The organism is Arthrobacter sp. K5 (genome assembly GCF_040448525.1).
GTDB lineage: Bacteria > Actinomycetota > Actinomycetes > Actinomycetales > Micrococcaceae > Arthrobacter > Arthrobacter globiformis.
The window spans coordinates 578,154-602,699 of sequence record NZ_CP159279.1; the positions used below are offsets into that span (position 1 = coordinate 578,154).

The 24,546-nt window shown below is 66.2% G+C and carries 22 protein-coding genes; 13 read left to right on the top strand and 9 right to left on the bottom strand.

Features of this window, described 5'->3' with window-relative positions; all coding sequences use genetic code 11:
* Window positions 1–180 precede the first annotated feature (180 nt).
* The 12 genes from ABRP34_RS02410 to ABRP34_RS02465 all read left to right on the top strand — a co-directional run bounded on the left by ABRP34_RS02410 (window position 181) and on the right by ABRP34_RS02465 (window position 11,730).
* Window positions 181–897, top strand: a complete 717-nt coding sequence (locus ABRP34_RS02410) for an HAD hydrolase-like protein (protein ID WP_353712131.1) — start codon at window positions 181–183, stop codon at window positions 895–897.
* A complete protein-coding gene (locus ABRP34_RS02415; RefSeq protein ID WP_003805555.1) occupies window positions 884–1,552 on the top strand; it encodes a lysophospholipid acyltransferase family protein in 669 nt (222 codons plus the stop codon). Before ABRP34_RS02410 ends, ABRP34_RS02415 begins: the two co-directional genes overlap by 14 nt.
* Before the next feature lie 81 nt (window positions 1,553–1,633).
* Complete coding sequence (gene uvrC, locus ABRP34_RS02420; protein WP_353712132.1) at window positions 1,634–3,679, top strand: excinuclease ABC subunit UvrC; 2,046 nt, start codon at window positions 1,634–1,636, stop codon at window positions 3,677–3,679.
* 112 nt (window positions 3,680–3,791) lie between these two features.
* On the top strand, window positions 3,792–4,715 hold the full coding sequence (gene rapZ, locus ABRP34_RS02425; RefSeq protein ID WP_043419783.1) for an RNase adapter RapZ: 924 nt from the start codon (window positions 3,792–3,794) through the stop codon (window positions 4,713–4,715).
* Window positions 4,715–5,728, top strand: a complete 1,014-nt coding sequence (gene yvcK / locus ABRP34_RS02430; RefSeq protein WP_003805559.1) for a uridine diphosphate-N-acetylglucosamine-binding protein YvcK — start codon at window positions 4,715–4,717, stop codon at window positions 5,726–5,728. Before rapZ ends, yvcK begins: the two co-directional genes overlap by 1 nt.
* 10 nt (window positions 5,729–5,738) lie before the next feature.
* Complete coding sequence (whiA, locus tag ABRP34_RS02435; protein WP_003805560.1) at window positions 5,739–6,719, top strand: DNA-binding protein WhiA; 981 nt, start codon at window positions 5,739–5,741, stop codon at window positions 6,717–6,719.
* Between the two features lie 133 nt (window positions 6,720–6,852).
* Window positions 6,853–7,476: a superoxide dismutase gene (locus tag ABRP34_RS02440; protein WP_003805561.1), complete on the top strand. Its 624-nt coding sequence runs from the start codon at window positions 6,853–6,855 to the stop codon at window positions 7,474–7,476.
* Between the two features lie 261 nt (window positions 7,477–7,737).
* Complete coding sequence (gene gap, locus ABRP34_RS02445) at window positions 7,738–8,748, top strand: type I glyceraldehyde-3-phosphate dehydrogenase (RefSeq protein ID WP_003805562.1); 1,011 nt, start codon at window positions 7,738–7,740, stop codon at window positions 8,746–8,748.
* Between the two features lie 10 nt (window positions 8,749–8,758).
* Window positions 8,759–9,985 (top strand): phosphoglycerate kinase, encoded by a 1,227-nt coding sequence (locus ABRP34_RS02450; protein ID WP_353712133.1) that lies wholly within the window; start codon window positions 8,759–8,761, stop codon window positions 9,983–9,985.
* Window positions 9,986–10,081: 96 nt separating this feature from the next.
* A complete protein-coding gene (gene tpiA / locus ABRP34_RS02455; protein WP_003805564.1) occupies window positions 10,082–10,897 on the top strand; it encodes a triose-phosphate isomerase in 816 nt (271 codons plus the stop codon).
* A 47-nt stretch (window positions 10,898–10,944) separates the two neighbouring features.
* Window positions 10,945–11,202, top strand: a complete 258-nt coding sequence (secG, locus tag ABRP34_RS02460) for a preprotein translocase subunit SecG (protein WP_003805565.1) — start codon at window positions 10,945–10,947, stop codon at window positions 11,200–11,202.
* A 150-nt stretch (window positions 11,203–11,352) separates the two neighbouring features.
* Entirely contained in the window at window positions 11,353–11,730 is a 378-nt protein-coding gene (locus tag ABRP34_RS02465; RefSeq protein WP_353712134.1) for an RNA polymerase-binding protein RbpA, read from the top strand.
* Here ABRP34_RS02465 and pgl read toward each other — a convergent pair.
* From pgl to tkt, 6 genes are read right to left on the bottom strand one after another with little or no spacing between them, the layout of a single operon-like run.
* Window positions 11,701–12,519, bottom strand: a complete 819-nt coding sequence (gene pgl, locus ABRP34_RS02470) for a 6-phosphogluconolactonase (protein WP_353712135.1) — start codon at window positions 12,517–12,519, stop codon at window positions 11,701–11,703. The genes ABRP34_RS02465 and pgl overlap by 30 nt on opposite strands.
* On the bottom strand, window positions 12,509–13,450 hold the full coding sequence (locus ABRP34_RS02475; protein ID WP_003805571.1) for a glucose-6-phosphate dehydrogenase assembly protein OpcA: 942 nt from the start codon (window positions 13,448–13,450) through the stop codon (window positions 12,509–12,511). Before ABRP34_RS02475 ends, pgl begins: the two co-directional genes overlap by 11 nt.
* Complete coding sequence (zwf, locus tag ABRP34_RS02480; RefSeq protein WP_043419789.1) at window positions 13,447–15,006, bottom strand: glucose-6-phosphate dehydrogenase; 1,560 nt, start codon at window positions 15,004–15,006, stop codon at window positions 13,447–13,449. Before zwf ends, ABRP34_RS02475 begins: the two co-directional genes overlap by 4 nt.
* A gap of 15 nt (window positions 15,007–15,021) precedes the next feature.
* Window positions 15,022–16,656: a glucose-6-phosphate isomerase gene (locus ABRP34_RS02485; RefSeq protein WP_353712136.1), complete on the bottom strand. Its 1,635-nt coding sequence runs from the start codon at window positions 16,654–16,656 to the stop codon at window positions 15,022–15,024.
* Window positions 16,657–16,662: 6 nt separating this feature from the next.
* Window positions 16,663–17,781, bottom strand: coding sequence for a transaldolase (gene tal, locus ABRP34_RS02490; RefSeq protein WP_353712137.1), 1,119 nt, complete (start codon window positions 17,779–17,781; stop codon window positions 16,663–16,665).
* 31 nt (window positions 17,782–17,812) lie between these two features.
* Window positions 17,813–19,930: a transketolase gene (tkt, locus tag ABRP34_RS02495; RefSeq protein ID WP_353713291.1), complete on the bottom strand. Its 2,118-nt coding sequence runs from the start codon at window positions 19,928–19,930 to the stop codon at window positions 17,813–17,815.
* A gap of 516 nt (window positions 19,931–20,446) precedes the next feature.
* On the opposite strand from tkt, the gene ABRP34_RS02500 reads away from it, so the two are divergent.
* Complete coding sequence (locus ABRP34_RS02500; protein ID WP_003805583.1) at window positions 20,447–21,394, top strand: heme o synthase; 948 nt, start codon at window positions 20,447–20,449, stop codon at window positions 21,392–21,394.
* Between the two features lie 414 nt (window positions 21,395–21,808).
* Here the strand turns inward: ABRP34_RS02500 and ABRP34_RS02505 are convergent, their stop codons facing one another.
* The 3 genes from ABRP34_RS02505 to ABRP34_RS02515 are packed head-to-tail and all read right to left on the bottom strand — an operon-like array spanning window position 21,809 to window position 24,484.
* Window positions 21,809–22,753: a COX15/CtaA family protein gene (locus tag ABRP34_RS02505; protein ID WP_353712138.1), complete on the bottom strand. Its 945-nt coding sequence runs from the start codon at window positions 22,751–22,753 to the stop codon at window positions 21,809–21,811.
* A 7-nt stretch (window positions 22,754–22,760) separates the two neighbouring features.
* Window positions 22,761–23,519: an ABC transporter permease gene (locus tag ABRP34_RS02510; protein ID WP_353712139.1), complete on the bottom strand. Its 759-nt coding sequence runs from the start codon at window positions 23,517–23,519 to the stop codon at window positions 22,761–22,763.
* Entirely contained in the window at window positions 23,516–24,484 is a 969-nt protein-coding gene (locus ABRP34_RS02515) for an ABC transporter ATP-binding protein (RefSeq protein WP_353712140.1), read from the bottom strand. The genes ABRP34_RS02510 and ABRP34_RS02515 overlap by 4 nt, the downstream gene beginning before the upstream one ends.
* Between the last annotated feature and the right edge of the window lie 62 nt (window positions 24,485–24,546).

Sequence of the window (24,546 nt, forward strand, 5' to 3'; positions counted from 1 at the left end):
CCGCCAGACCAACTGGCGGGCCGCCGTCGTCCTCCGTTGGAGCGGAGTTTTTCTACAGATGATGGCCGCTAAACGCCCCGGAAGTCGTGATACGTCTACAAAACTCGTCTGCGGGGGCGGAAGTATTCTTCGGAAGGCATACGAGTTTGAGCAGGCGTGCCATCGTGAGAAACTAAGCCGGTGACTTCAACAACAGTGCCCGTGATCTTCGACCTGGACGGCACTCTTGTCGATCCGGCCGGCGGGATAACAGACGGAATTGCCGCGGCCCTCACCGAACATGGCCTTGCTGTCCCAAGCCAGGACCTTCTAGACGCGATGGTGGGTCCCAAGCTGAGCGACTCCCTGCTGAACGTCGCGGCTGTTCCGCCGGCCATGCTCAAGGCGGTCATCCGGACCTACCGGATGCATTACCTGGACTCCGGCATTGCCCAGAGCCGCCTGTACCCGGGCATCGTGGACCTGCTGGACGGCTATGTCGAGGCGGGGCGGCCCGTAGCGGTGGCGACGCAAAAGCCGCAGGCCCTTGCGCATATCGTGCTTGAACACCACAAAATCGCTCGCCGGTTCCTCACCATCAAAGGCTCAGCCGCGGACGAGACCGCGGCTGCGGCGGGTCCGGTAGGCAAGACCGGCATCATCGCCGCCGCCATGACGGCCCTCGGCACGCAGCATGCCGTGATGGTGGGCGATCGCGCGCAGGACGTGGCCGGAGCATTGGCCAACGGGCTCGACTGCATCGGTGTCAGCTGGGGTTTTGCGCCCGACGGCGAACTGGAGGCAGCGGGTGCGGTGGCCGTCGTGCACGACACCGCCGGCCTGCGCGCCAAGGTCGAGGAGCTGGAGAACGTCCGTGCCGCAGCCCTGAGCGAGGTGCGCAACGATGGAGCTGTTTGACGGCGTCCGCTGGACGACGCGGACCCTTATCTCCGGTAGCTGCCGGCCAACCGTCATCGGGCTGGAGAACGTGCCCAAGGACGGTCCCTTCATTGTGGCGCCCAACCACCTTTCCTTTTTGGACAGCGTGATTGTCCAGGCGCTCATGCCGCGTCCCGTGGCGTTCTTTGCCAAGGCGGAGTACTTCACCACCAAGGGCATCAAGGGCCGGGTGATGAAGTCCTTCTTCGAGGCAGTCGGCTCCATTCCGGTGGAACGCGGGGAGCAGGCCGCGAGCGTGCAGGCCCTCAAGACACTCCTGGACATCCTCGAGGACGGCCGGGGCATCGGGATCTACCCCGAGGGCACCCGTTCCCGTGACGGAATCCTCTACCGCGGCCGGACCGGCGTCGGCTGGCTGGCCCTCACCACCGGCGCGCCGGTGATCCCGGTGGGACTCATCGGTACCGAGAAGCTGCAGCCCGCTGGCCGCAATGCCGTCAAGCCCCAGCACTTCACCATGAAGGTGGGGGAGCCGATCTACTTCGACAAGACCGGACCGGACCATTCCCTTCCCGCCCGGCGCCAGGTGACCGACCGGATCATGGACGCCATTGCCGAGCTCAGCGGCCAGGAGCGTTCCACCAGCTACAACCAGAGCAAAGTCATCGAGTAGGCTGCTTCCTCACAGCAGGCGGCCGTCCGCTCCGGATGGCCTGCGGCAATCCGGAGGCCCTCAGCTCAGTAGACTGGAAACGTGGCAGATCCATCGAGTTATAGACCCCAGACGGGTGAGATTCCGACCAATCCGGGTGTTTACAGGTTCAGGGATCCCCATGGGAGGGTCATCTACGTCGGCAAGGCGAAGAACCTCCGGTCGCGCCTAAATTCGTATTTCGCGAACCCGGCGGGGCTGCTGCCCAAGACCCACGCCATGGTGTACGCGGCCAGCAGCGTCGAGTGGACGGTGGTGGGCAGCGAACTTGAATCCCTGCAGCTGGAATACACCTGGATCAAGGAATTCAAGCCGCGGTTCAACGTGGTTTTCCGGGACGACAAGACGTACCCCTACCTCGCCGTCACCATGGGCGAGAAGCTGCCCCGCGTGCAGGTCATGCGCGGCGAACGGCGGAAGGGCACGCGGTATTTCGGGCCCTACACGGCAGGTGCCATCCGGGAAACCATGGACACGCTGCTGCGGGTCTTTCCGGTGCGGAGCTGCAGTGCGGGGGTGCTGAAGCGGGCCCAGGCCAGCGGCCGGCCCTGCCTGCTGGGCTACATCGACAAATGCTCGGCCCCCTGCGTCGGCCGCGTCACCCCTGAGGAACACCGCGCCCTGGCCGAGGACTTCTGCGCTTTCATGGGCGGCGAGGCCAAGCGGTTCATCGCCCGGCTCGAAAAGGAAATGGGGGCCGCCGTCGCCGTCCTCGACTACGAACGCGCCGCCCGGCTGCGCGACGATATCACCGCCCTCCGGAAGGTCTTCGAGCGGAATGCCGTGGTGCTCGCCGAAGACACCGACGCCGACGTTTTTGCCCTGCACGAGGACGAGCTCGAAGCGGCCGTCCAGGTGTTCCATGTCCGGGGCGGACGGGTCCGCGGCCAGCGCGGCTGGGTGGTCGAAAAGGTGGAGGACTTCACCACACCCGACCTCGTCGAACACCTCCTCCAACAGGTCTACGGCGAGGACGCCGAGGTCCAGGGCAGGCTTCCCCGCGAGGTGCTGGTGCCTGTTGAGCCGAGCAATGCGCAGGACCTGGCCGTGTGGCTGGCGGGCATCCGCGGAGCCAAGGTGGACATCCGCGTTCCGCAGCGCGGGGACAAGGCCGCCCTCATGTCCACGGTACGCGAAAACGCCGAGCACGCGCTCCGGCTCCATAAGACCCGCCGGGCCGGCGACCTTACCGTGCGTTCCCAGGCGCTGCAGGAACTCCAGGAGGCGCTGGAGCTCCCCGTCCCGCTGCTGCGCATCGAGTGCTACGACGTCTCCCACGTCCAGGGCACCAATGTGGTGGCCTCCATGGTGGTGGTGGAGGACGGGCTGCCCAAGAAGTCCGACTACCGCAAGTTCTCCATCACCGGAGCCGCGGCCACGGACGACACCGCCGCGATGCACGACGTCCTGACGCGGCGCTTCCGGCACTACCTCGTGGACAAAACGGCCCAGGTTGAAGCCGCCGAACTGGTCGCCACGCCGGCAGTCGCGGCTGCCGGCGCGAACGGGGCGGCCCCGGGTGCCGCGGCGCCGGACGACGCGCTGTCCGACACCACCACGCCGGCCCCGCGGGCAAAATTCGCCTACCCGCCCAACCTTGTTGTGGTGGACGGCGGCAAGCCGCAGGTCAACGCGGCTGCCCGCGCCCTCGAATCGCTGGGCATCGACGACGTTTACGTGGTCGGGCTCGCCAAGCGCCTCGAGGAGGTCTGGCTGCCGGACAGCGACTTTCCGGTGATCCTGCCCCGCTCCTCGCAGGGCCTCTACATGCTGCAGCGCATCCGTGACGAGGCCCACCGGTTCGCCATCTCGTTCCACCGGCAAAAGCGGGGCAAGGCGATGACCGTCTCAGCACTGGACGGCGTACCCGGGCTGGGCGATTCCAAGCGGAAGGCCCTGCTCGCCCACTTTGGCTCCGTCAAGAAGATCAAGGCGGCATCGGCGGAGGAACTGACCGCTGCCAAGGGTGTTGGGCCGGCGCTGGCCGCGGCCATCGTCACGCACTTCAGTCCGGGCGGAGAAGGCGGCGGCTTGGGTGACACCGTTCCGGCGATCAACATGACCACCGGGGAAGTGCTGGAAACTTAGCCCGCGCCCGGAAACTTGGTTAGGGTAAGTACGGGAAATCGGCGTGTGCCGCAAACAGCAACCGCGCAGGAACTGCGCGCGGGAAGCAACAGCAGGAATGGGGCTGGAATTAATGGCAGAGTCGACGGCGGAGTCCAGTACCGAGGAGGACGGCCTGACACCGGTCAAGCCCGCCGAAGCGGAACTGCTCATCGTGACCGGAATGTCCGGCGCAGGCCGCAGCACCGCCTCCGATGCGCTGGAGGACCACGGCTGGTACGTCGTCGAGAACCTGCCGCCGCAGATGCTGGGGACGCTCGCCGAACTCGTGTCCCACGCCCCGCAGTCCATCCCCAAGCTTGCCGTGGTGATGGACGTGCGCAGCAAGGCGCTGTTCGCCGATATCCGTGCGGCCTTGAGGGCCCTCGAAGCCAGCGGTGTCACCTTCCGGGTGCTGTTCCTCGACGCCAGCGATGACGTCCTGGTCCGCCGCTTCGAGCAGGGACGGCGTCCGCATCCGCTGCAGGCCGGCGGCAGGATCCTGGACGGCATCGCCGCGGAGCGTGAGCTCCTCAAGGAACTGCGCGACTCCTCGGACCTCGTCCTGGACACCTCCTCCCTGAACGTGCACGGGCTCGCCACTGCGATCACCGAATTGTTTACCGAGACCGGCCCCATCGCGATCCGCCTCAACATCATGAGCTTCGGTTTCAAGTACGGCCTGCCCGTGGACGCCAACTACGTGGCCGACGTCAGGTTCATCCCGAATCCGCACTGGGTGCCCGCGCTGCGGCCGCACACCGGCCTGGACCAGGACGTCAGCGAGTACGTCCTCGGTGCCGAGGGCGTGCCGAACTTCGTGGAACGGTACGTCCTCGCCCTGGAACCTGTCCTGGAGGGCTACCGCCGGGAGAACAAGCACTACGCCACCATCGCCGTCGGATGCACGGGCGGAAAGCACCGCTCGGTGGCAGTCGCCATGGAGCTCTCCAAACGCCTCGCGCAATATCCGCGCGTAACTGTGACCACGACTCACCGGGACCTGGGCCGCGAGTAATGGGCGTTCTCACCGGCCCGCTGCCCCTCATTCCGCCGACCGGCCTGACCGGTTCCCAGCCTGCCAAGGGACCGACCGTCGTCGCGCTTGGCGGCGGCCACGGCCTTTCGGCCTCACTCTCGGCACTGCGCCTGCTGACGTCCGAACTGACCGCGGTCGTCACCGTGGCGGACGACGGCGGGTCCTCCGGCCGTCTCCGCGAGGAGTACGGCGTCCTTCCGCCCGGTGATCTCCGGATGGCGCTGTCCGCCCTGTGCGATGACACCGACTGGGGCCGCACCTGGCGCGACGTCATGCAGCACCGGTTCCGGTCCGCCCGCGGCGGCGCCTCCCTTGACGAGCACGCCATGGGCAACCTGCTGATCGTCACCCTCTGGGAACTGCTCGGCGACGCAGTGGCCGGCCTGAAATGGGCCGGGGCGCTGCTCGGCGCCCGCGGACAGGTCCTGCCCATGTCCACGGTTCCGCTCACCATCGAGGGCGATGTGCGCGTGACGGCGCCGGACGGCAGCAGCACGGTCACCACCATCACGGGCCAGGCGCGCTGCGCCGTGGCGGGCTCGCTGGAGAGCGTCCGGCTGCTTCCCGAGCAGGCTCCGGCCTGCGTCGAAGCCCTGACCGCGGTTGAGCTTGCCGACTGGGTGGTGCTGGGTCCGGGCTCCTGGTACACGTCCGTGCTGCCGCACCTGCTGCTGCCGGAAATGCGGCAGGCGCTCTGCGATACACCGGCCAAGCGCTGCCTCACCATGAACCTCGCCATGGACACGAAGGAAACCTCTGGCATGTCCGCCGCGGACCACCTTCACGTCCTGAGGGACTACGCGCCGGAGTTCAGCGCGGACGTGGTCCTCGCGGACCCGGCTTCGGTTTCGGACCTGGCCGAGTTTGAGCGGGCAGCGGGGATGATCGGCGCCGAGGTTGTCTTGGGTAGAGTAGGGGCTTCGGGCCGGAGACCGGTCCACGACCCCTTGCGGCTGGCTACGGCCTACCAGGATATTTTCGGGAATAGTTAGGAAAGGTGCCATGGCACTGACAGCATCAGTCAAGGAAGAACTCTCCCGCCTGGATATTAAGAAATCATCAGTCCGCAAGGCTGAGGTCTCGGCCATGCTCCGCTTCGCCGGGGGACTGCACATCATTTCGGGCCGCATCGTCATCGAGGCCGAGGTGGATCTTGCCTCCACCGCCCGGCGCTTGCGCGCCGCCATCGCCGAGGTCTACGGGCACCAGAGCGAAATCATCGTCGTCTCCGGCAGCGGCCTGCGCCGCGGCAGCCGTTACGTCGTCCGCGTTGTCCGCGACGGTGAGGCGCTGGCCCGGCAGACCGGGCTCCTGGACGGCCGGGGACGCCCCGTGCGCGGGCTGCCGTCCGTCGTCGTCAACGGTTCAGCCGCGGACGCCGAGGCGGTGTGGCGCGGCGCCTTCCTGGCGCACGGCTCACTCACCGAACCTGGCCGGTCCTCGTCCATGGAGGTCACCTGCCCCGGTCCCGAATCCGCCCTGGCCCTGGTCGGCGCGGCGCGCCGGCTGGGGATCCAGGCCAAGGCCCGGGAGGTCAGGGGAGTGGACCGCGTGGTAATTCGCGACGGCGACACCATCGCCGCGCTGCTCACCCGGATGGGCGCCCATGACGCGCTCATGGTCTGGGAAGAGCGGCGCATGCGCAAGGAAGTGCGGGCGACGGCGAACCGGCTCGCCAACTTTGACGACGCCAACCTCCGCCGCTCCGCGCAGGCCGCCGTGGCAGCCGGCGCCCGGGTGGACCGGGCCCTGGAGATCCTCGGCGACGACGTCCCCGACCACCTCAAGTACGCCGGCGAACTCCGGGTGGCCCACAAGCAGGCCAGCCTCGACGAACTTGGCCGGCTTGCCGATCCGCCCATGACGAAGGACGCCATCGCCGGGCGCATCCGCCGGTTGCTGGCAATGGCGGACAAACGTGCCTCGGATCTTGGCATCCCGGGCACGGATGCCAATGTGACGCCGGAAATGTTGGACGAGTAAACGGCGCCCATAGAATCAAGACCAGGTGGCGGCTGTTGCCGCCATCGGAGTTTTCCGGATGACCCGTCATCCGGGATGCACAATCCCAGAGTTAGCAAAACCGGACAAACTGTCCACGACATTGGAGGATTTTGTGACCGAGTACGTTCTGCCCGAACTCAGCTACGACTACGCAGCGCTCGAGCCCCACATCTCTGCACGGATCATGGAGCTGCACCACAGCAAGCACCACGCCGCGTACGTGACGGGCGCCAACAACGCGCTGGCCCAGCTGGCAGAGGCGCGCGAAAAGGGCGACTTCGCCAACATCAACCGTCTTTCCAAGGACCTGGCCTTCCACACCGGCGGCCACATCAACCACTCCGTGTTCTGGAACAACCTCTCCCCGGATGGAGGCGACAAGCCCGAAGGTGAGCTCGCCGCGGCCATCGACGACGCCTTCGGCTCGTTCGATGCCTTCCGCGCGCAGTTCTCCGCCGCCGCCCTCGGCCTGCAGGGTTCGGGCTGGGGTTTCCTGGCTTACGAGCCCATCGGTGGGAACCTCGTCATCGAGCAGCTCTACGACCAGCAGGGCAACGTCGCGCTGGGCACCACCCCGCTACTGATGCTGGACATGTGGGAGCACGCCTTCTACCTGGACTACGTCAACGTCAAGGCCGACTACGTCAAGGCGTTCTGGAACATCGTCAACTGGGCTGACGTGTCCGCCCGCTTCGCCGCGGCCCGCGCCAACGCGACGGGTCTCATCACCCTCTAGGTGTGATCCGGCGTACACAAAGCAGTAACAAACTTCACATTCGGCGACTTTAGGGCCGAATTGTGGACGGTCTGCCCCCGCACTTGCGGGGGCAGACCCACTTAAACGTAAGATGGATCACGGAAGGCGGTTAGCCTTCAGCAATGAGGCTGGTCGCCCTCCGATCTGAAAAATATCTCTGCCCAATGGCGTGCGGGATCTGTTAGTTGGCTTGAACGCCCGCTTACTAGTTGTGCTTCCAAGGCACAAAGGAGACTAAAAGTGACCACCCGTATTGGTATCAACGGCTTCGGCCGCATCGGCCGCAACTACTTCCGCGCAGCACTTGCTCAGGGTGCGGACCTCGAGATCGTTGCCGTCAACGACCTCACCAGCCCCGAGGCGCTGGCCCACCTGCTCAAGTACGACTCCGTCGGCGGGCGCCTGGCCGAAACCATCGAGGTCAAGGAAGGCAACCTCGTCGTCAACGGCAACGCCATCAAGGTCCTGGCCGAACGCGACCCCGCCAACCTCCCTTGGAAGGACCTGGGCGTTGACATCGTCATCGAGTCCACCGGTTTCTTCACCAAGGCAGCTGCCGCCAAGAAGCACATCGAAGCCGGCGCCAAGAAGGTCCTGATCTCCGCCCCCGCCTCCGACGAGGACATCACCATCGTGATGGGCGTCAATGACGGCCTGTACGACCCCGAGAACCACCACATCATCTCCAACGCTTCCTGCACCACCAACTGCCTCGGACCGCTGGCCAAGGTTGTTAACGACGCCTTCGGCATCGAGCGTGGCCTGATGACCACCGTCCACGCCTACACCGCAGACCAGAACCTGCAGGACGGCCCGCACAACGACCTCCGCCGTGCCCGCGCCGCCGCCATCAACATGGTCCCCACCTCCACCGGTGCCGCCAAGGCCATCGGCCTGGTCCTGCCGGAGCTCAAGGGCAAGCTGGACGGCTACGCCATCCGCGTTCCGGTCCCCACCGGCTCCGCCACCGACCTCACCGTCACGGTCTCCCGCGAGACCACCGTCGAGGAAGTCAACGCCACGCTCAAGAAGGCCGCAGAGTCCGACGAATGGCAGGGCATCCTGACCTACACCGACGCTCCGATCGTCTCCTCGGACATCGTCGGCGACCCCGCCTCGTCCATCTTTGACTCCGGTTTGACCAAGGTCATCGGCAACCAGGTCAAGGTTGTTTCGTGGTATGACAACGAATGGGGCTACTCGAACCGCCTGGTGGACCTCACGGAGCTCGTCGCCGCAAAGCTGGGCTAGGGTTAGCTACATGACATCTCACACCCTCAACGAACTGATCGCTGAAGGTGTCCGCGGGCGGTACATTCTGGTTCGAAGTGACCTGAATGTGCCGCTCGACGGCTCTACAGTGACTGACGACGGCCGCATCCGGGCCTCACTGCCAGTACTGGGAAAGCTCACGGACGCCGGTGCCCGCGTGCTGGTAACAGCCCACCTCGGCCGCCCCAAGGGCGCCCCTGAAGACAAGTACTCGCTCAAGCCTGCGGTTGCCCCCCTGGCCGAGCTGGCTTCCTTCCCGGTCTCCCTCGCGGACGACACGGTGGGCCCCTCGGCCAAGGATAAGGCGGCTGCGCTGCAGGACGGCCAGGTCCTGGTCCTCGAAAACGTGCGGTTCGACGCACGCGAGACCAGCAAGGACGAAGCCGAGCGCGGCGCATTCGCCGACGAGCTGGTGGGACTCACCGGTGAAAACGGCGCTTTCGTGAACGACGCCTTCGGCGCTGTGCACCGCAAGCACGCCAGCGTTTACGACGTCGCCACCCGGCTCCCGTCGTACCTCGGCGACCTTGTGGGTACCGAGGTGGAAGTCCTCCGCAAGCTCACCGCCGACACCCAGCGTCCCTACGTTGTGGTGCTGGGCGGTTCGAAGGTTTCGGACAAGCTCGCAGTCATCGACAACCTGCTCGGCAAGGCTGACACCATCCTGGTGGGCGGCGGAATGCTGTTCACGTTCCTTGCAGCCGAGGGCCACAAGGTGGCCGGCAGCCTGCTGGAAGAGGACCAGATCCCGGTCGTCCAGGACTACCTCAAGCGCGCAGCCGACGCCGGCACGGATTTCGTGATCCCCACCGACGTCGTGGTTGCAGCCAAGTTCGCAGCCGACGCCGACCACGAGACGGTCAGCGCCGACGCCATTGAAGGCAGCAGCTTCGGGGCACAGGGCATCGGCCTGGACATCGGACCCGAGTCCGCCGCGGCGTTTGCCGAGCAGATCAAGGGTGCCAAGACGGTGTTCTGGAACGGACCCATGGGCGTCTTCGAGTTCGAGGCGTTCTCCGCAGGCACCCGGGCCATCGCCCAGGCGCTGACGGAGACGGACGCGTTCACGGTGGTCGGCGGCGGCGACTCCGCGGCTGCAGTACGCACCCTCGGGTTCGCCGATGACCAGTTCGGACACATTTCCACCGGCGGCGGCGCCAGCCTGGAATACCTTGAGGGCAAGGAACTTCCCGGCCTGAGCGTTCTGGACCGCTAAAGACACACCAGCCGGCAGGGCACCTTCCGCACCGCGAAGGCGCCCTGCCGGCTGTTCACATGATCAGCACACTTGACCGGCATTTTTGGAGAACACGTGACTACGTCAACCAACGGCAACTTTGACCGCACGCCTTTGATCGCAGGCAACTGGAAGATGAACATGGACCACGTCCAGGGCATCACCCTCCTGCAGAAACTGGCCTGGACACTGTCCGACGCCAAGCACGACTACAGCCGCGTGGAAGCCGCTGTCTTCCCGCCCTTCACCGACCTCCGCGGTGTGCAGACCCTCGTCCAGGGCGACGAACTGGACATCGCCTACGGCGGCCAGGACCTGTCCCAATTCGACTCAGGTGCCTATACCGGCGACATTTCGGGACAGTTCCTGAACAAGCTTGGCTGCAAGTATGTCCTCGTCGGCCACAGCGAACGCCGCACCATTCACGCTGAGTCGGACGAAGTCCTGAATGCCAAGGTCAAGGCGGCCTACCGCCACAACGTCATCCCCGTCCTGTGCGTCGGGGAAGGCCTTGAGATCCGCCAGGCCGGCACCCACGTCCAGCACACGCTGGACCAGCTCCGCGCCGACGTCGAAGGCCTCACCGCCGAGCAGGCGGCCGAGCTCGTCGTCGCCTATGAGCCCGTCTGGGCCATCGGCACCGGTGAGGTTGCGGGCCCGGAGGACGCCCAGGAAATGTGCGCCGCGATCCGTGCCGAACTGACCGAACTGTTCGACGCCGACGTGGCAGCCAAGGTCCGTCTGCTGTACGGCGGTTCGGTCAAGGCCAGCAACGCTGCCGCCATCCTCAAAGAACGCGACGTCGATGGTGTGCTGGTGGGCGGTGCCAGCCTTGATCCCGCTGAGTTTGCTAATATTGTCAGGTTCGAGAGCCACCTCGTAACGGGCTAGTCCGTTTACCTGGCGCTCCCGCATCCACCAACTTTGGAAAGGCCGTCGTGGACGTTCTTCATGTGATTCTGCAGATCCTGCTGGGCATTACCAGCCTTCTGCTGACCCTGCTCATCCTGCTCCACAAGGGACGCGGCGGTGGCCTGTCGGACATGTTCGGCGGCGGAATGAGCTCGGGATTATCCTCCTCCGGTGTTGCTGAGCGCAACCTGAACAGGTTCACCATTATCCTCGGCGTCACCTGGGGCGTTGTGATCATCGCCCTTGGCCTCCTCATGCGCTTCACAGGTGTGGCTGACTCCTAACGCTGTCTCAGCCACCAGCAGAAAAGCCCGGCCCAGTCAGGATCCGTTCCTGATTGGGCCGGGCTTTTCGTGCCGCCAGGGCGAACGGCAGACTAAACTGTCGCTATCGGACCTAACGGCAACGCCGCCATTAGCAGCGAGGGAGTTCCCATGGTGCATTCCTCTTCAGGATTCCGCGGCACCCGCGTGGGTGTCATTCAAGGGGCCGGATTGAAGAACCAGGGGGATGATCCTCACGGGGAGCCCCTGCCGCGTATTTGTGTGTCCTATTGGTGCGCCATGGGCCATGAGACGCGGCCTGTTTTTCTTAAGTTGCCGGACGACCAGATTCCGGACGTGTGGGACTGCCGCCAGTGCGGCCGGCCGGCGTCGCGCAATCCCGGCGCCGTGGTGCCCGGCGAAACCCAGGAAGAGGGCTTCAAGACCCACCTGGAATACGTTAAAGAAAGACGCTCCAGCCAGGACGCCGAAGACGTTCTGGCTGGAGCGCTGCAGCGGCTAAGAGCCGGCCGGCGCCTTCCTGACTAGCTGTTCAGGAACGCGCGAGGCCGCGTTTTCGTCGATCAGCCACAGCGTCCGGGACCGTCCTGCGGGACCGGACGCGGGCACCTGCACCGGATTGGCCCCGGCCAGGGCCAGGCCCACTGCACCGGCCTTGTCTTCGCCGGCGACCACCATCCACACCTCCGCGGCGGTGTTGATCGCCGGCAGGGTCAAGGAAATGCGCTCTGGCGGCGGCTTGGGGGAGTTGCGGACCCCCACCACAGTAAGCTGCTTCTCGCGGATGCCGCCCTGCTCCGGGAACAGGGACGCGACGTGCGCGTCAGGCCCCACACCGAGCAGGACGACGTCGAACCGGGGAAGCCTGCCCGGCTCCTCGGGACGGTCGTCCGAGGCATCCGCGGCGTGCTCGGCAGCTGCCGCCTCGCTGAGCCGGCGCGCGTAGTCCTCAGCGGCCTGTTCCGGTGATCCAAAGTCATCGGTAGACCCCGGCACGTGAACCCTCGCGGGATCAACATCGATGTGCTTCAGAAGCGCCTCCTGGGCCTGGAACGCATTACGGTCCGGATCCTGGGAGCCGACAAAGCGTTCGTCACCCCACCAGAAGTTCACCTTGGCCCAGTCCACCGCCGGCGCAGCCGGCGAATCCGCCACGGCCTTCAGCGTTCCGATGCCCACCGTGCCTCCGGTAAGCACCACCGTCGCTTCACCGAACCGGTCCTGCACATCCACGAGCTTGGTAATCAGGCGGGCCGCGATGGCGGCCATGAGTACAGAAGAGTCAGGATGGATGCTTACTCTGGGCTCAGCGCTCACTGGGACGGACACTCCTTAGATTGGTACGTGGCAGTCCAATAGTAATCACTTCGCCGAACACTTCGTCGGGGTCGAGGCGGCGCAGTTCTTCGGCGAGGCAGTCGCGGAGGCTGCGCCGCGGCAGCGAGATCCGTTGTGCGGGCTGGCCTGGCTGGGTGAGTTCGGCGACGGAGAGTCCGGGGCGGAAGAGCTGGACGTCCCCGCCGGGGCGGGTGAGCCGGACCCGGCGGATGCCGGTGCCGGCCGGGTCGGCGACGATCGTGACCGGGGCGTCCAGGGACAGGGTCAGCCAGGCCGCGAGCAGGATTGTGCTGGGCGAGTCCGAAGCGCCCTCGACTGCCACGGCGGTGACGGGCGAGGAGTCGGCCTGGTCCAGGACCGCGGCGAGCTGGATGCGCCAGTTCGTCAGCCGGGTCCAGGCCAGGTCGGTATCGCCGGCCTTGTAGGTGTTCCGGATGTTTTCCAGGGCCACCTGGGGCTCGGCCTCATTCGCCGAATCCGTGATCCTGCGGTGCGCGATCCGGCCGATCGAGGTTTCGGACGCGTTCTTCGGTGCCCCGTGCGGCCACCAGGCCACGATCGGCGCGTCGGGCAGCAGCAGCGCGGCGACGAGGGATTCGCTTTCCTCGGCGAGTTCACCGAAGCCGCGCAGCACGATGACCTCGGAGGCGCCTGCGTCCCCGCCGACCCGGATCTGCGCGTCGAGGCGGTTCGGCGCGGAGGAGCCGGCGTCGGCGAGGACGATGATCCGGCAGGGGTGCTCGCGGCTGGCCTCGTTGGCCGCCTCGATCGCTTCTTCCTCGAGCCCGGATTTGGTGACCACCACGAGGGTAAGGACCCGGCCAAGGGCGATCACGCCGCCCTGCTCGCGCAGGGACTGGATCTTCTTGGAAACGTTCGAGGTGGTGGTGTTCGGCAGGTCTACGATCATGGCCTTCTCCAGGTGCGTCCGTCGCGGGCTAGCAGCTCATCCGCCGAGGCCGGGCCCCAGCTGCCGGGTGCGTACGGCTCGGGCTGTTCGCCCAGGCCGGCCCAGTACTCTTCGAAGGGGTCCAGGATCTTCCAGGACAGCTCCACTTCCTCGTGCCGGGGGAACAGCGGCGGCTCGCCGAGGAGCACGTCCAGGATCAGCCGCTCGTAGGCTTCGGGGCTGGACTCGGTGAACGAGTGCCCGTAGCCGAAGTCCATGGTCACGTCCCGGACTTCCATCTGGGTGCCGGGGACCTTGGACCCGAACCGGATCGTGGCGCCCTCGTCGGGCTGGACGCGGATGACTACCGCGTTCTGGCCGAAATCGTCGTCGCCGTGGTCACGGAAGAGCAGGTTCGGTGCCCGCTTGAACACCACCGCGATCTCCGTCACGCGGCGGCCGAGCCGTTTGCCGGCGCGCAGGTAGAACGGCACCCCGTTCCAGCGCCGGGTGTTGATGTCCACCCGGATCGCGGCATAGGTTTCGGTGGTCGAGTCGGCCGGGATGCCCTCTTCTTCCAGATAGCCCTGGACCTGCTCCCCGCCCTGCCAGCCGCCGGCGAACTGCCCGCGGGCCGAATGCGTGGACAGGTCCTCCGGTAGCCTCACCGCGGCCAGGACCTTTTCCTTCTCCGCCCGCAGGTCATCGGCGTTGAAGGAGATGGGCTCCTCCATCGCGGTCAGGGCCAGCAGCTGCAGCAGGTGGTTCTGGATCACGTCGCGGGCCGCGCCCACGCCGTCGTAATACCCTGCCCGGCCGCCGGTGCCAATGTCCTCGGCCATGGTGATCTGCACGTGGTCCACGTAGTTCGCGTTCCAGAGCGGTTCGAAGAGCTGGTTCGCGAAGCGCAGCGCCAGGATGTTCTGGACCGTCTCCTTGCCCAGGTAATGGTCGATCCGGAACACCGCGTCCTGCGGGAACACCGATTCGACGATGTCGTTCAGCTGCCGGGCCGATTCGAGGTCGTGCCCGAACGGCTTCTCAATGACCACCCGCCGCCACTTCTCGCCCTCGGCCTGCGCCAGGCCGTGCTTGGACAGCTGCCGGCAGACCTGCTCGAAGGCCTTCGGCGGGATCGAGAGGTAGAACGCGTGGTTGCCGCGGGTGCCGCGGTTCTCGTCGAGTTCCTTGATCGTCTCGCCGAGCCGCTCAAAGGCGGCGTCGTCGTCGAACGCGCCCTGCACGAACCGGATGCCCTCGGAGAGCTGGTTCCAGACCGCCTCATCGAACGGGGTCCGTGCGTAGGACTTCACGGCGTCCTTCACCTCGGAGGCGAAGTCCTCGTTGTCCCAGTCCCGCCGGCCGAAACCGACCAGCGCGAAGCTGGGCGGCAGCAGGCCGCGGTTGGCGAGGTCATACACGGCGGGCATGAGCTTTTTACGGGCAAGATCCCCCGTGACGCCGAAGAGCACAAGCGAGGACGGTCCGGCAATCCGGTTCAGCCGCCGGTCCCGCGGATCCCGCAAGGGGTTCCCGGACCGGCTGGCTGGCCTTTTGCCGTTCAAAGTATCTGGCATGGTTTATTCGGTGCCTTAGCTCTCAGTGGCGGATGCTGCCTTGCTGGCCAGCGACGAAACGATCTCCTGCAGCTGGGCAACGCCCGCTGCCCGGTCGGTCAGGTGCAGGCGCAGGACGGGCCGGCCGTGATCGCCCAGGACCTGGGCGTCACCGGCGGCCTGGGCCGCGATCAGCTCGCCGAAGGTGAACGGACGCTCGGGAATGGTGAGGTCCTGCGCGGACGCCGCCGTGACCTGCAGGAAGACACCGATGGCGGGGCCGCCCTTGTGGAACTGGCCGGTGGAGTGCAGGAACCGCGGTCCCCAGCCGAAGGTGACCGGACGGCCGCTCACGGCGGCGAGCTCGTCCCGGACACCCTCGAGCTGTGCGTAGGCCAGGCGGTCGAAGTATGCCTGGACGCTCAGGTAGCCGTCGCCGCCGAGCTGGGCCAGCAGCTCCGAAACCGCATCCGCTGCCGTGGCAGCGTCGCCCAGCCACTCACCGCCGCGGACCTCGATCGCGCCGTCCACGAAGGCAGCCGGCGTCGGTTCCGGCTGCGCGTCCAGCAGTCCGCGGGCAGCCACCTTGGCGGCTTCGACGTCGGGCTGGTCAAACGGGTTGATGCCCAACAGCCGCCCGGCCACGGCGGTGGCGAATTCCCACACCATCATCTGCGAGGCGAGGCCCCCGGCAATGGCAACTTCGTTCTCGCCGAGTTCAACGTCAACATCCGTGCTGACCAGACGGACCACCAGGACGTCCTCAGCGCCGGAGCTAACCTCCGGAGCGTTCGGGCCCGCGACCACCGGAAGGATGCCGGTGCCGAGCTTGCCCGTGGATTCTGCGATGAGCTGCTCAGCCCAGTCAGCAAATCCGACGATCCCGGAGCCGTCCTCCGCGATGACGACCTTGTTGCGCAGCGGGTTGGTGCCGCCCAGGGCAGCACCGAGGACCAGCCCGATGTTCTCGGGTGCGTCCTCGTTCAGGATCTCGGCGGCTTCCTCCGCCTCGTCCAGCAGGGCCGCGATTTCCACGCCGGCCAAGCCCGACGGCACAAGGCCGAACGCGGTCAGCGCGGAGAAGCGGCCGCCCACGTTCGGGTCCGCGTTGAACACGGCCCGGTACCCGGCCTCACGGGACGCCTTGTCCAGCGGCGAACCCGGGTCGGTGACGATGATGATCCGGCTTGCGGCATCGATCCCGGCGTCGCTGAACGCCTTCTCGAAAACCCTCCGCTGGGAATCAGTCTCAACAGTGGAACCGGACTTGGAGGAGACCACGATGGCGGTTTCCGTCAGACGGTCCGCAAGGGCAGCAGCGACCTGTTCGGGGTCGGTGCTGTCCAGCACTGTCAACTCGACGCCAGCGGTGCCGGCGATGACTTCCGGAGCAAGGGAGGACCCGCCCATGCCGCACAGGACAATACGGGTCACCCCCTCGGCCTTCAGGGCGTCCCGGAGTTCCAGGATGCCGTCCACCAGGGGCCGGGAGACGGTGGCCGCCTCGACCCAGCCAAGGCGGATGGCCGACTCGGACTCCGCATCCGGACCCCACAGGGTGTGGTCCTTGGCGAAGATGCGGGTGGCAACCCGGTCTTCCACGAGGGCGGGCAGGTGCTGCTCAAGAGCCTTCCGGGCGGCACCGGTGGCGTCGTAGCTGAGTGTGCTCATTGTGGACTAGGAAGCCTTCCGTGCAGTGGCGAGGGCACCTTCAACATCGGCCAGAAGTTCCTTCCAGCTGGCAACAAACTTGTCCAGGCCTTCGGATTCCAGCAGGGCGACGACCTCGTTGTAGGACACACCGAGGGCGTCGAGGGCGTTGAGGGTGGCGTTCGCTTCATCGTAGCCGTTGGTGATGGTGTCGCCGGTGACCACGCCGTGGTCGAAGGTGGCGTCCAGGGTCTTCTCCGGCATCGTGTTCACGACGCCGGGGGCGACGAGTTCGGTGACGTAAAGCGTGTCCGGGTAGGCCGGGTCCTTCACGCCGGTCGAAGCCCACAGCGGGCGCTGCGGCAGGGCGCCGGCCTGGGCCAGGACTGCCCAGCGTTCGGTGGAGAAGAGCTCCTCGTACACCTGGTAGGCCAGGCGGGCGTTGGCGACGCCGGCCTTGCCCTTGAGGGCCTTGGCTGCGTCGGTGCCGATGGCGTCCAGGCGCTTGTCGATTTCGGTGTCCACGCGGGAGACGAAGAACGACGCGACCGAGTGGATCTTGGACAGGTCGTGGCCGTTGTCCTTGGCCTGCTCCAGGCCGCTCTGGAAGGCGTTGATGACGGCGCGGTAGCGCTCGAGGGAGAAGATCAGGGTCACGTTGACGCTGATGCCCTCGGCCAGGGTTGCCGTGATGGCTTCCAGGCCCTCAAGCGTGGCCGGGATCTTGATGTGGACGTTGTCGCGGTTGACCTTCTTGTAGAGGTGCTTCGCTTCGGCGATGGTGCCGGCGGTGTCCCAGGCGAGGCGGGGGTCCACCTCGATGGAGACACGGCCGTCGACACCCTTGGTTGCCGCGCCGACCGGGGCGAAGAGGTCGCAGGCGTCGGCGACGTCCGTCGTCGTGATCTCGAAGATGGTCTCTTCGATGGAGGCACCGGCAGCGGCCTGGGCCGCGATGGTGGCGTCGTAGTCCGTGCCGGAGGTGATGGCGGCGTGGAAGATGCTGGGGTTCGTGGTGACACCCACGACGTTCTTCTCTTCGATCAGCTTCTGCAGCGTGCCTGTCTTGAGGCGGCCGCGGGAGAGGTCGTCGAGCCAGATGGATACGCCGGCGTCGGAAAGCTGCTGGGTGGGAGTGCTAGTCATTTCTAATCTCCTTGAACTGTGGGGGAGTCTGTCAGGACTGGAGTCCGGCGAGGGAGTCCTTGGCGGCGGCGGCAACTGCTTCTGCCGTGATGCCGAATTCCTGGAACAGGCGCTTGTAGTCGGCGGATGCGCCGTAGTGCTCGAGGCTGACGGAACGGCCCGCGTCGCCGACAAATTCCTTCCAGCCCAGGGCAAGACCTGCCTCGACAGAGACGCGGGCCTTGACCGCTGCGGGCAGGACTGCCTCACGGTAGGCGGCATCCTGCTTGTTGAACCACTCAACACACGGCATGGACACGACGCGGGCTGCGATGCCTTCGGCCTGCAGGGCCTCGCGGGCCTGGACGGCCAGCTGGACTTCCGAGCCGGTGGCGATCAGGATGACCTGCGCGTCCACGGTCTTGCCGTCCTTGGACGCCTCGGCCAGCACGTAGCCGCCCTTGGCGACGCCTGCGGTCGAACCAAAGGTGTCACCCTCAGCTGCGCCTTCGCCACGCTCGTAGGTGGGGATGTTCTGGCGGGTCAGGACGATGCCGGCCGGGTTCTCGTGGTTCTCCAGCATGGTCTTCCAGGCTGCCGCGACCTCGTTGGCGTCGCCCGGACGGACGACGTCCAGGCCGACGATGGCGCGCAGCGAAGCGAGCTGCTCAACCGGCTGGTGCGTCGGGCCGTCCTCGCCGAGGCCGATGGAGTCGTGCGTCCAGACATACAGGGACGGCACACCCATCAGGGCGCCGAGGCGGATGGCGGGACGCTGGTAGTCGCTGAAGATCAGGAACGTGCCAGAGAACGCGCGGGTCTTGCCGTGCAGGGAGATGCCGTTCACGATCGAGGCTGCAGCGTGCTCGCGGATACCGAAGTGCAGCACGCGGCCGTACGGGTTGCCGGACCAGGCGTTGGTCTGCTTGCCGGCGGGAACGAACGACGGCGAGCCCTCGATCGTGGTGTTGTTGGACTCCGCGAGGTCTGCCGAGCCGCCCCAGAGCTCCGGCATGACCGGGCCGATGGCGTTCAGGACCTTGCCGGACGCGGCGCGGGTGGAGACGTCCTTGCCGGCCGGGAAGACCGGCAGTGCGCCGTCGAGCTCTGCGGGGAGCTGGCGGGCCTCGACGCGCTCCAGCAGGGCAGCGGCTTCCGGGTTGGCGGACTGCCAGGCGGAGAAGGACTCTTCCCATTCCTTGCGGGCGTGGGCGCCGCGGTCGACGACGGCGCGGGCGTGGGCCAGCACGTCCTCGTCCACCTCGAAGGACTTCTCGGGGTCGAAGCCGAGGACGTTCTTCAGTGCTGCCACTTCTTCCGAACCCAGGGCCGAGCCGTGGATCTTGCCGGTGTTCTGCTTCTTCGGGGCCGGGTAGCCGATGATGGTGCGCAGCGAGATGATGGACGGCTTGGAGGTCTCAGCCTTGGCAGCCAGCAGCGCAGAGTACAGCTCCTGGACGTCTTCCTTGTAGTCGCCGGTCTTGGTCCAGTCCACGCGCTGGGTGTGCCAGCCGTAGGCTTCGTAGCGCTTGAGGACGTCCTCGGTGAAGGCGATGTCGGTGTCATCCTCGATGGAGATGTGGTTCTCGTCGTAGATGACCACGAGGTTACCGAGCTCCTGGTGGCCGGCCAGGGACGAAGCCTCGGAGGTCACGCCTTCCTGGAGGTCGCCGTCGGAAGCGATGACCCAGATGGTGTGGTCGAACGGGCTGGTGCCGGCGGGAGCATCGGCGTCGAACAGGCCGCGCTGGCGGCGCTGGGAGTAGGCAAAGCCCACGGACGAGGCCAGGCCCTGGCCCAGCGGACCGGTGGTGATTTCCACGCCGGCGGTGTGCTTGTATTCGGGGTGGCCCGGGGTCAGCGAGCCCCATGTGCGCAGCGCTTCGAGGTCCTTCAGTTCCAGGCCATAGCCGGAGAGGAACAGCTGGATGTACAGCGTCAGGGACGTGTGGCCCGGGGAGAGGATGAAGCGGTCACGGCCGATCCAGTCCGGGTTCTTCGGGTCGTGCCGCATCAGCTTCTGGAACAGCAGGTAAGCGGCCGGAGCCAGGCTCATCGCCGTGCCGGGGTGGCCGTTGCCCACCTTCTCAACGGCGTCGGCGGCCAGGACACGCACAGTGTCAACGGCGCGCTGGTCGAGGTCGGTCCAAGTCAGTTCTTGCTCTTTCAAATGTGCCACGTAACCGGGCCCCTCTCTGTGTTAACGACAAGCGGTAATGACACACAGCGGCAGGGCATAATTGGTGCCCGCTGCATTTGTGCCTACCAGCCGTTCACCATTGAAACGTTGATCTTCATTCAGTCGCCGGACGGTATGGAATGCGGTTTCTTGCCCGTCTTCCAGTGTGCGCTGATCTGCAGACAGCTTAGCTCTATTCCACACTTCGAGCGGCCAAAATCTCACTAGTTGGACGCAATTTCTCTTGTGTGAATCACACGTGCCGTGAGGCTGCGTTAATGTGATTGAAGCAAGCATGAACGAATCATTTTCAGTGATTTCCCGTCACACACCGATGCCAGCGATCCACGCGGGACCGCGGTATGATATCGGGAGGCCACCGGCGGACAGGGCGGGCTCAAGTGCGCACATGACAGCCCAGCCACCGCCGTTGAGGGATCGGTCCGGACCGCGTGTCCAGACGGACCGATCAGATAAACAGCCAGACAGAAACAGAGTGACTGCCACGTGAGCACAACAGATACGCCGCTGACCTCTTCCCGGGTCCACGGAAGAGCCGGACTAGCCCGCAAGGCCAAGGCGTACCTTGCACTCACCAAGCCCAGGGTCATCGAACTCCTGCTGGTCAGCACCCTGCCCACCATGATTTACGCGCAGCGCGGCTTCCCGTCCCTCGGCCTCATCATGGCCACCCTCGTGGGCGGCGCGTTCGCCGCCGGCAGCGCCGGTGCCTTCAACTGCTACATCGACCGCGACATCGACAAGCTGATGCACCGCACCGAGAAGCGCCCCCTGGTCACCGGCGAGGTCACTCCGCGCGAGGCCCTGATTTTTGCCTGGCTGCTGGGCGCCGCCGCCATCGCCATCCTCTGGTTCGGCGCGAACCCGCTCTCCGCCTGGCTCGGACTCGGCGCCATCGTCTTCTACGTCGTCATCTACACGATGATCCTCAAGCGCCGCACGGCACAGAACATCGTCTGGGGCGGTGCCGCGGGCTGTTTCCCCGTGCTGATTGCCTGGTCCGCCGTGACCAACACGGTCGAGTGGCCGGCCATCGTGCTGTTCATGGTCATCTTCCTCTGGACCCCGCCGCACTACTGGCCGCTGTCCATGCGTTACGGCGAGGACTACCGGAACGCCAACGTGCCGATGCTTGGTGCCATCGCCGGCGCAAAGGTCGTGTCCGTCCAGGTGGTCCTGTACGCCTGGGCAATGGTGGCCTGCTCGCTGCTCATGATCCCGGCCGGCAACGCGGGCTGGGTCTACACCGCCGTTGCCGTGCTGGCCGGCGCCTGGTTCCTGTACGAGTCCCACGCCCTCTACAACCGGGCACAGGGCGGGGACCTCTCGGACAAGGGCGCCATGAAGGTCTTCCACGGCTCCATCAGCTACCTGACGCTCCTCTTCATCGCACTGGCCGTCGACCCGTTCGTCGGCTCGCCGATCATGGGCTAACCCCACCAGCCACCCAGGACGCTCTCTCACATCCTGCACGTTTCCCCCGGAGGCTTCCTCACATCCTGCACGTTTCCCCCGGACGCTTCCTCACATCCTGCACGTTTCCCCCGGACGCTTCCTCACGTCTTTCTGAATGCAGAAACGCCCCTTCAGTTCATGAAGGGGCGTTTTCCTTGCCGCAAGCGGCCCGGCCTCGGAAGGGTCAGCCGTCGCAAGCGACAGGACCTGAGGAAGCGTCCGGAATCAACCGACAAAACCTGAGGAAGCGTCCGGCCTCAAGCGACAAGACCTGAGGAAGCGTCCGGCCTCAAGCGACAAGACCTAAGAACGCGTCCGGAATCAACCGACAAAACCTGAGGAAGCGTCCGGCCTCAAGCGACAAGACCTGAGGAAGCGTCGGGCACGAAGCGGCTACTCGACGGGGCTGGAGCGGGCGATGTCGGCGGCGTTGGTTGCCGCGGCCATCAGCAGGGCCGCACCCAGCATGTGTGCGCCCACGAGGAGCGCCGGAATGCCGTTGTAGTACTGCGTGAAGCCGATGACTGCCTGGAGCACAGTGACGCTGAGGAGCATCAGCACGGCCGTCCGGAAGATGCCGGAGATGCCGCGGCGGAACACAAAGTACACGGCGAGCAGCGTCCCGGCGGTGACCAGATAGGCGGGCACGGCATGGATGTGCGAGAACAGGTCCCAGTCCAGGTTGTTGCGGGGCGCATTGGCGTCACCCGCGTGCGGTCCGGCCCCGGTCACCACGACGCCCAGCATGACGGCGATCGCGGAGAAGAGCGCGACGGCGGTCATTACCGGCCGCACAACCCCCGGCAGTGAGGTGAGCGGACGGGTCCGGAACCCGCCGGTCCTGCCGTAGGCCCGGTTGACCAGCAGCGTGGCGAAAACCACCAGGGCCATGGACACCAGGAAGTGCAGGCCAACCACCCACGGGTTCAGCTGGGTGAGCACGGTGATGCCGCCAATGATGGCCTGCGCCGGGATACTCGCCAGCAGGCCCAGGGCCAGCAGGAACAGGTCCTTGCGCTCCTTGCGCAGGTTCCAGAGGTAGACCAGCATGAGCGCTGCGACGGCGGCCAGGGCGAACGTCAGGAGGCGGTTGCCAAACTCGATGAAGCCGTGGATGCCCATCTCGGGGGTGTTCACCAGGGAATTGTTCGTGCACCTGGGCCAGGTGGGGCAGCCCAGGCCCGAGGCGGTCAGCCGGACGGCGCCGCCGGTGACCACCAGGACCGTCTGTCCGATCAGGGACAGCACGGCCAGGCGGCGGACGGTCGAATCGACGGTGACGGGCAGCTTGGATGCCAGGCGGCCGACGAACTGGGGGAGGCGCGAAGCCGTGCTCACTTTATTCTCAATTCCATTTGAACCAGCGGATGGCTGCTGCGCCGGCGAGAACCGTCCACATCAGCAGGACAAGGACAGCGTTGCCGTTCACGGCGCCATGCAGGAACGCGTCGCGCAGGCCCTCGCCGAGGGCCCCGGAGGGCAGCAGGTGGACGGTGTTCTGGGCTAGTTCCGGCAGCCGCTGCATGGGGACCACAATGCCGCCCACGGCGCCGAGGAGGATCCAGAGCAGATTCGTGATGGCCAGCGTGGCCTCGGGCCGGACAGTGCCGGCCACCAGCAGGCCCAGGGCCGTAAATGCGGCAGCCCCGAGGACAAGCAGGCACAGGCCGGGCAGCAAGCCCAGCGGATTCGGCTGCCAGCCGAGGGGGAAGGCGACGGCGGCGACAATGACCACCTGGATCACCAGAACGGCCAGGACCGCCAGGATCTTCCCGGCTATGAGGCCGGCCCGTCCCAGCGGCGTGGTGGACAGGAACCGCAGCACTCCGTACCGGCGGTCGAAGCCGGTGGCGATGCCCTGACCGGTGAACGCCGTGGACATCGCGCAGAGCGCAAGGATGCCGGGGACGGCGACATTGATCCGGCTGTCCCCGATGCCGTCGAGCAGCGGGGTGACCGTGAGTCCGATCAGGGCAAGGAGCGGCAGGACCACGGCCAGGATCAGCTGTTCCCCGTTCCGGAGCATAGTGGCGGCCTCGTATTTGCCCTGCAGCAGGATCCGGCGGAGCAGGGGAGCAGGTGCGGCGCCCGTGGCTGTCGTCATCGGATTTCCCTTCCGGAAATGTCAAGGAATACATCTTCGAGACTCCGGGCCTCCATGCTCAGCGAGCCCGGCATGATGCTGTGGTGTGCCCACCACGCCGTCAGCGCCGCAAGATCCTCGGGGGTCAGCGCGCCGGTGGCCGTGTAGCTGCCGGAGCGGGTCTCGCGGATCTCGATCACGGCAGGCAGTACGCCGGTGAAATCCAGCCCCGGCAGTGCCTCGAAGTGCAGCGTCCGGACGTGGTCCCGGTGGGGCGTCTCCGGCATGTTGTGCTGGAGCAGCTGGGCCACGGTGCCCTCCGCAACATTCCTGCCGCCGTCGATGATGTAAACGTAATCGGCCAGGCGCTGGGCATCATCCATGAGATGGGTTGTGAGGATGATCCCCATCCCGGCATCCCGGAGTTCGGCGATCAGTTCGAAGACCAGCTGACGGGATTGCGGGTCCAGCCCGGCACTCGGTTCGTCCAGGAACAGGACCTCGGGGTTGCCGATCAGGGCGGCGGCGAGGGCCAGCCGCTGCTTCTGTCCGCCGGACAGACGGCGGACATTGGTCCGGCTAAAGGAGTCGATGCCCAGCCGCTGCACCAGCTCATCCAGCGGCCTGGGATTGCGGTACATACCGGCAATGTGGCGGAGCAGGGGAATGGGACGGGCCGACGGCGGGAGGCCGCCGTCCTGGAGCATGACGCCGACGCGGGCGCGCAGTTCCGCACCGGCGGTGCCGGGATCGGCGCCGAGCAACGTAATAGTTCCGCCCGTGCGCTTCTGAAGCCCCTGGGCGCATTCGATGGTGGTAGTCTTGCCGGCACCGTTGGCTCCGAGCAGCGCCGTGACCTCGCCGCGGCCGGCAATGAGTGAGACGTCGCTCACCACCCTGAGCATCTTGCCATCTAGGGTGGGGAGCGGACCGACGTCCTTGATGAGCCCGTCGATGGTCAATACGGGGGATTTGGGGGATCGCACCCCAGCATTCTACGTGAAGTAGTACTGTCGCCGGTGAGCCGCTGGGCCGGGCCTGCCGGTGG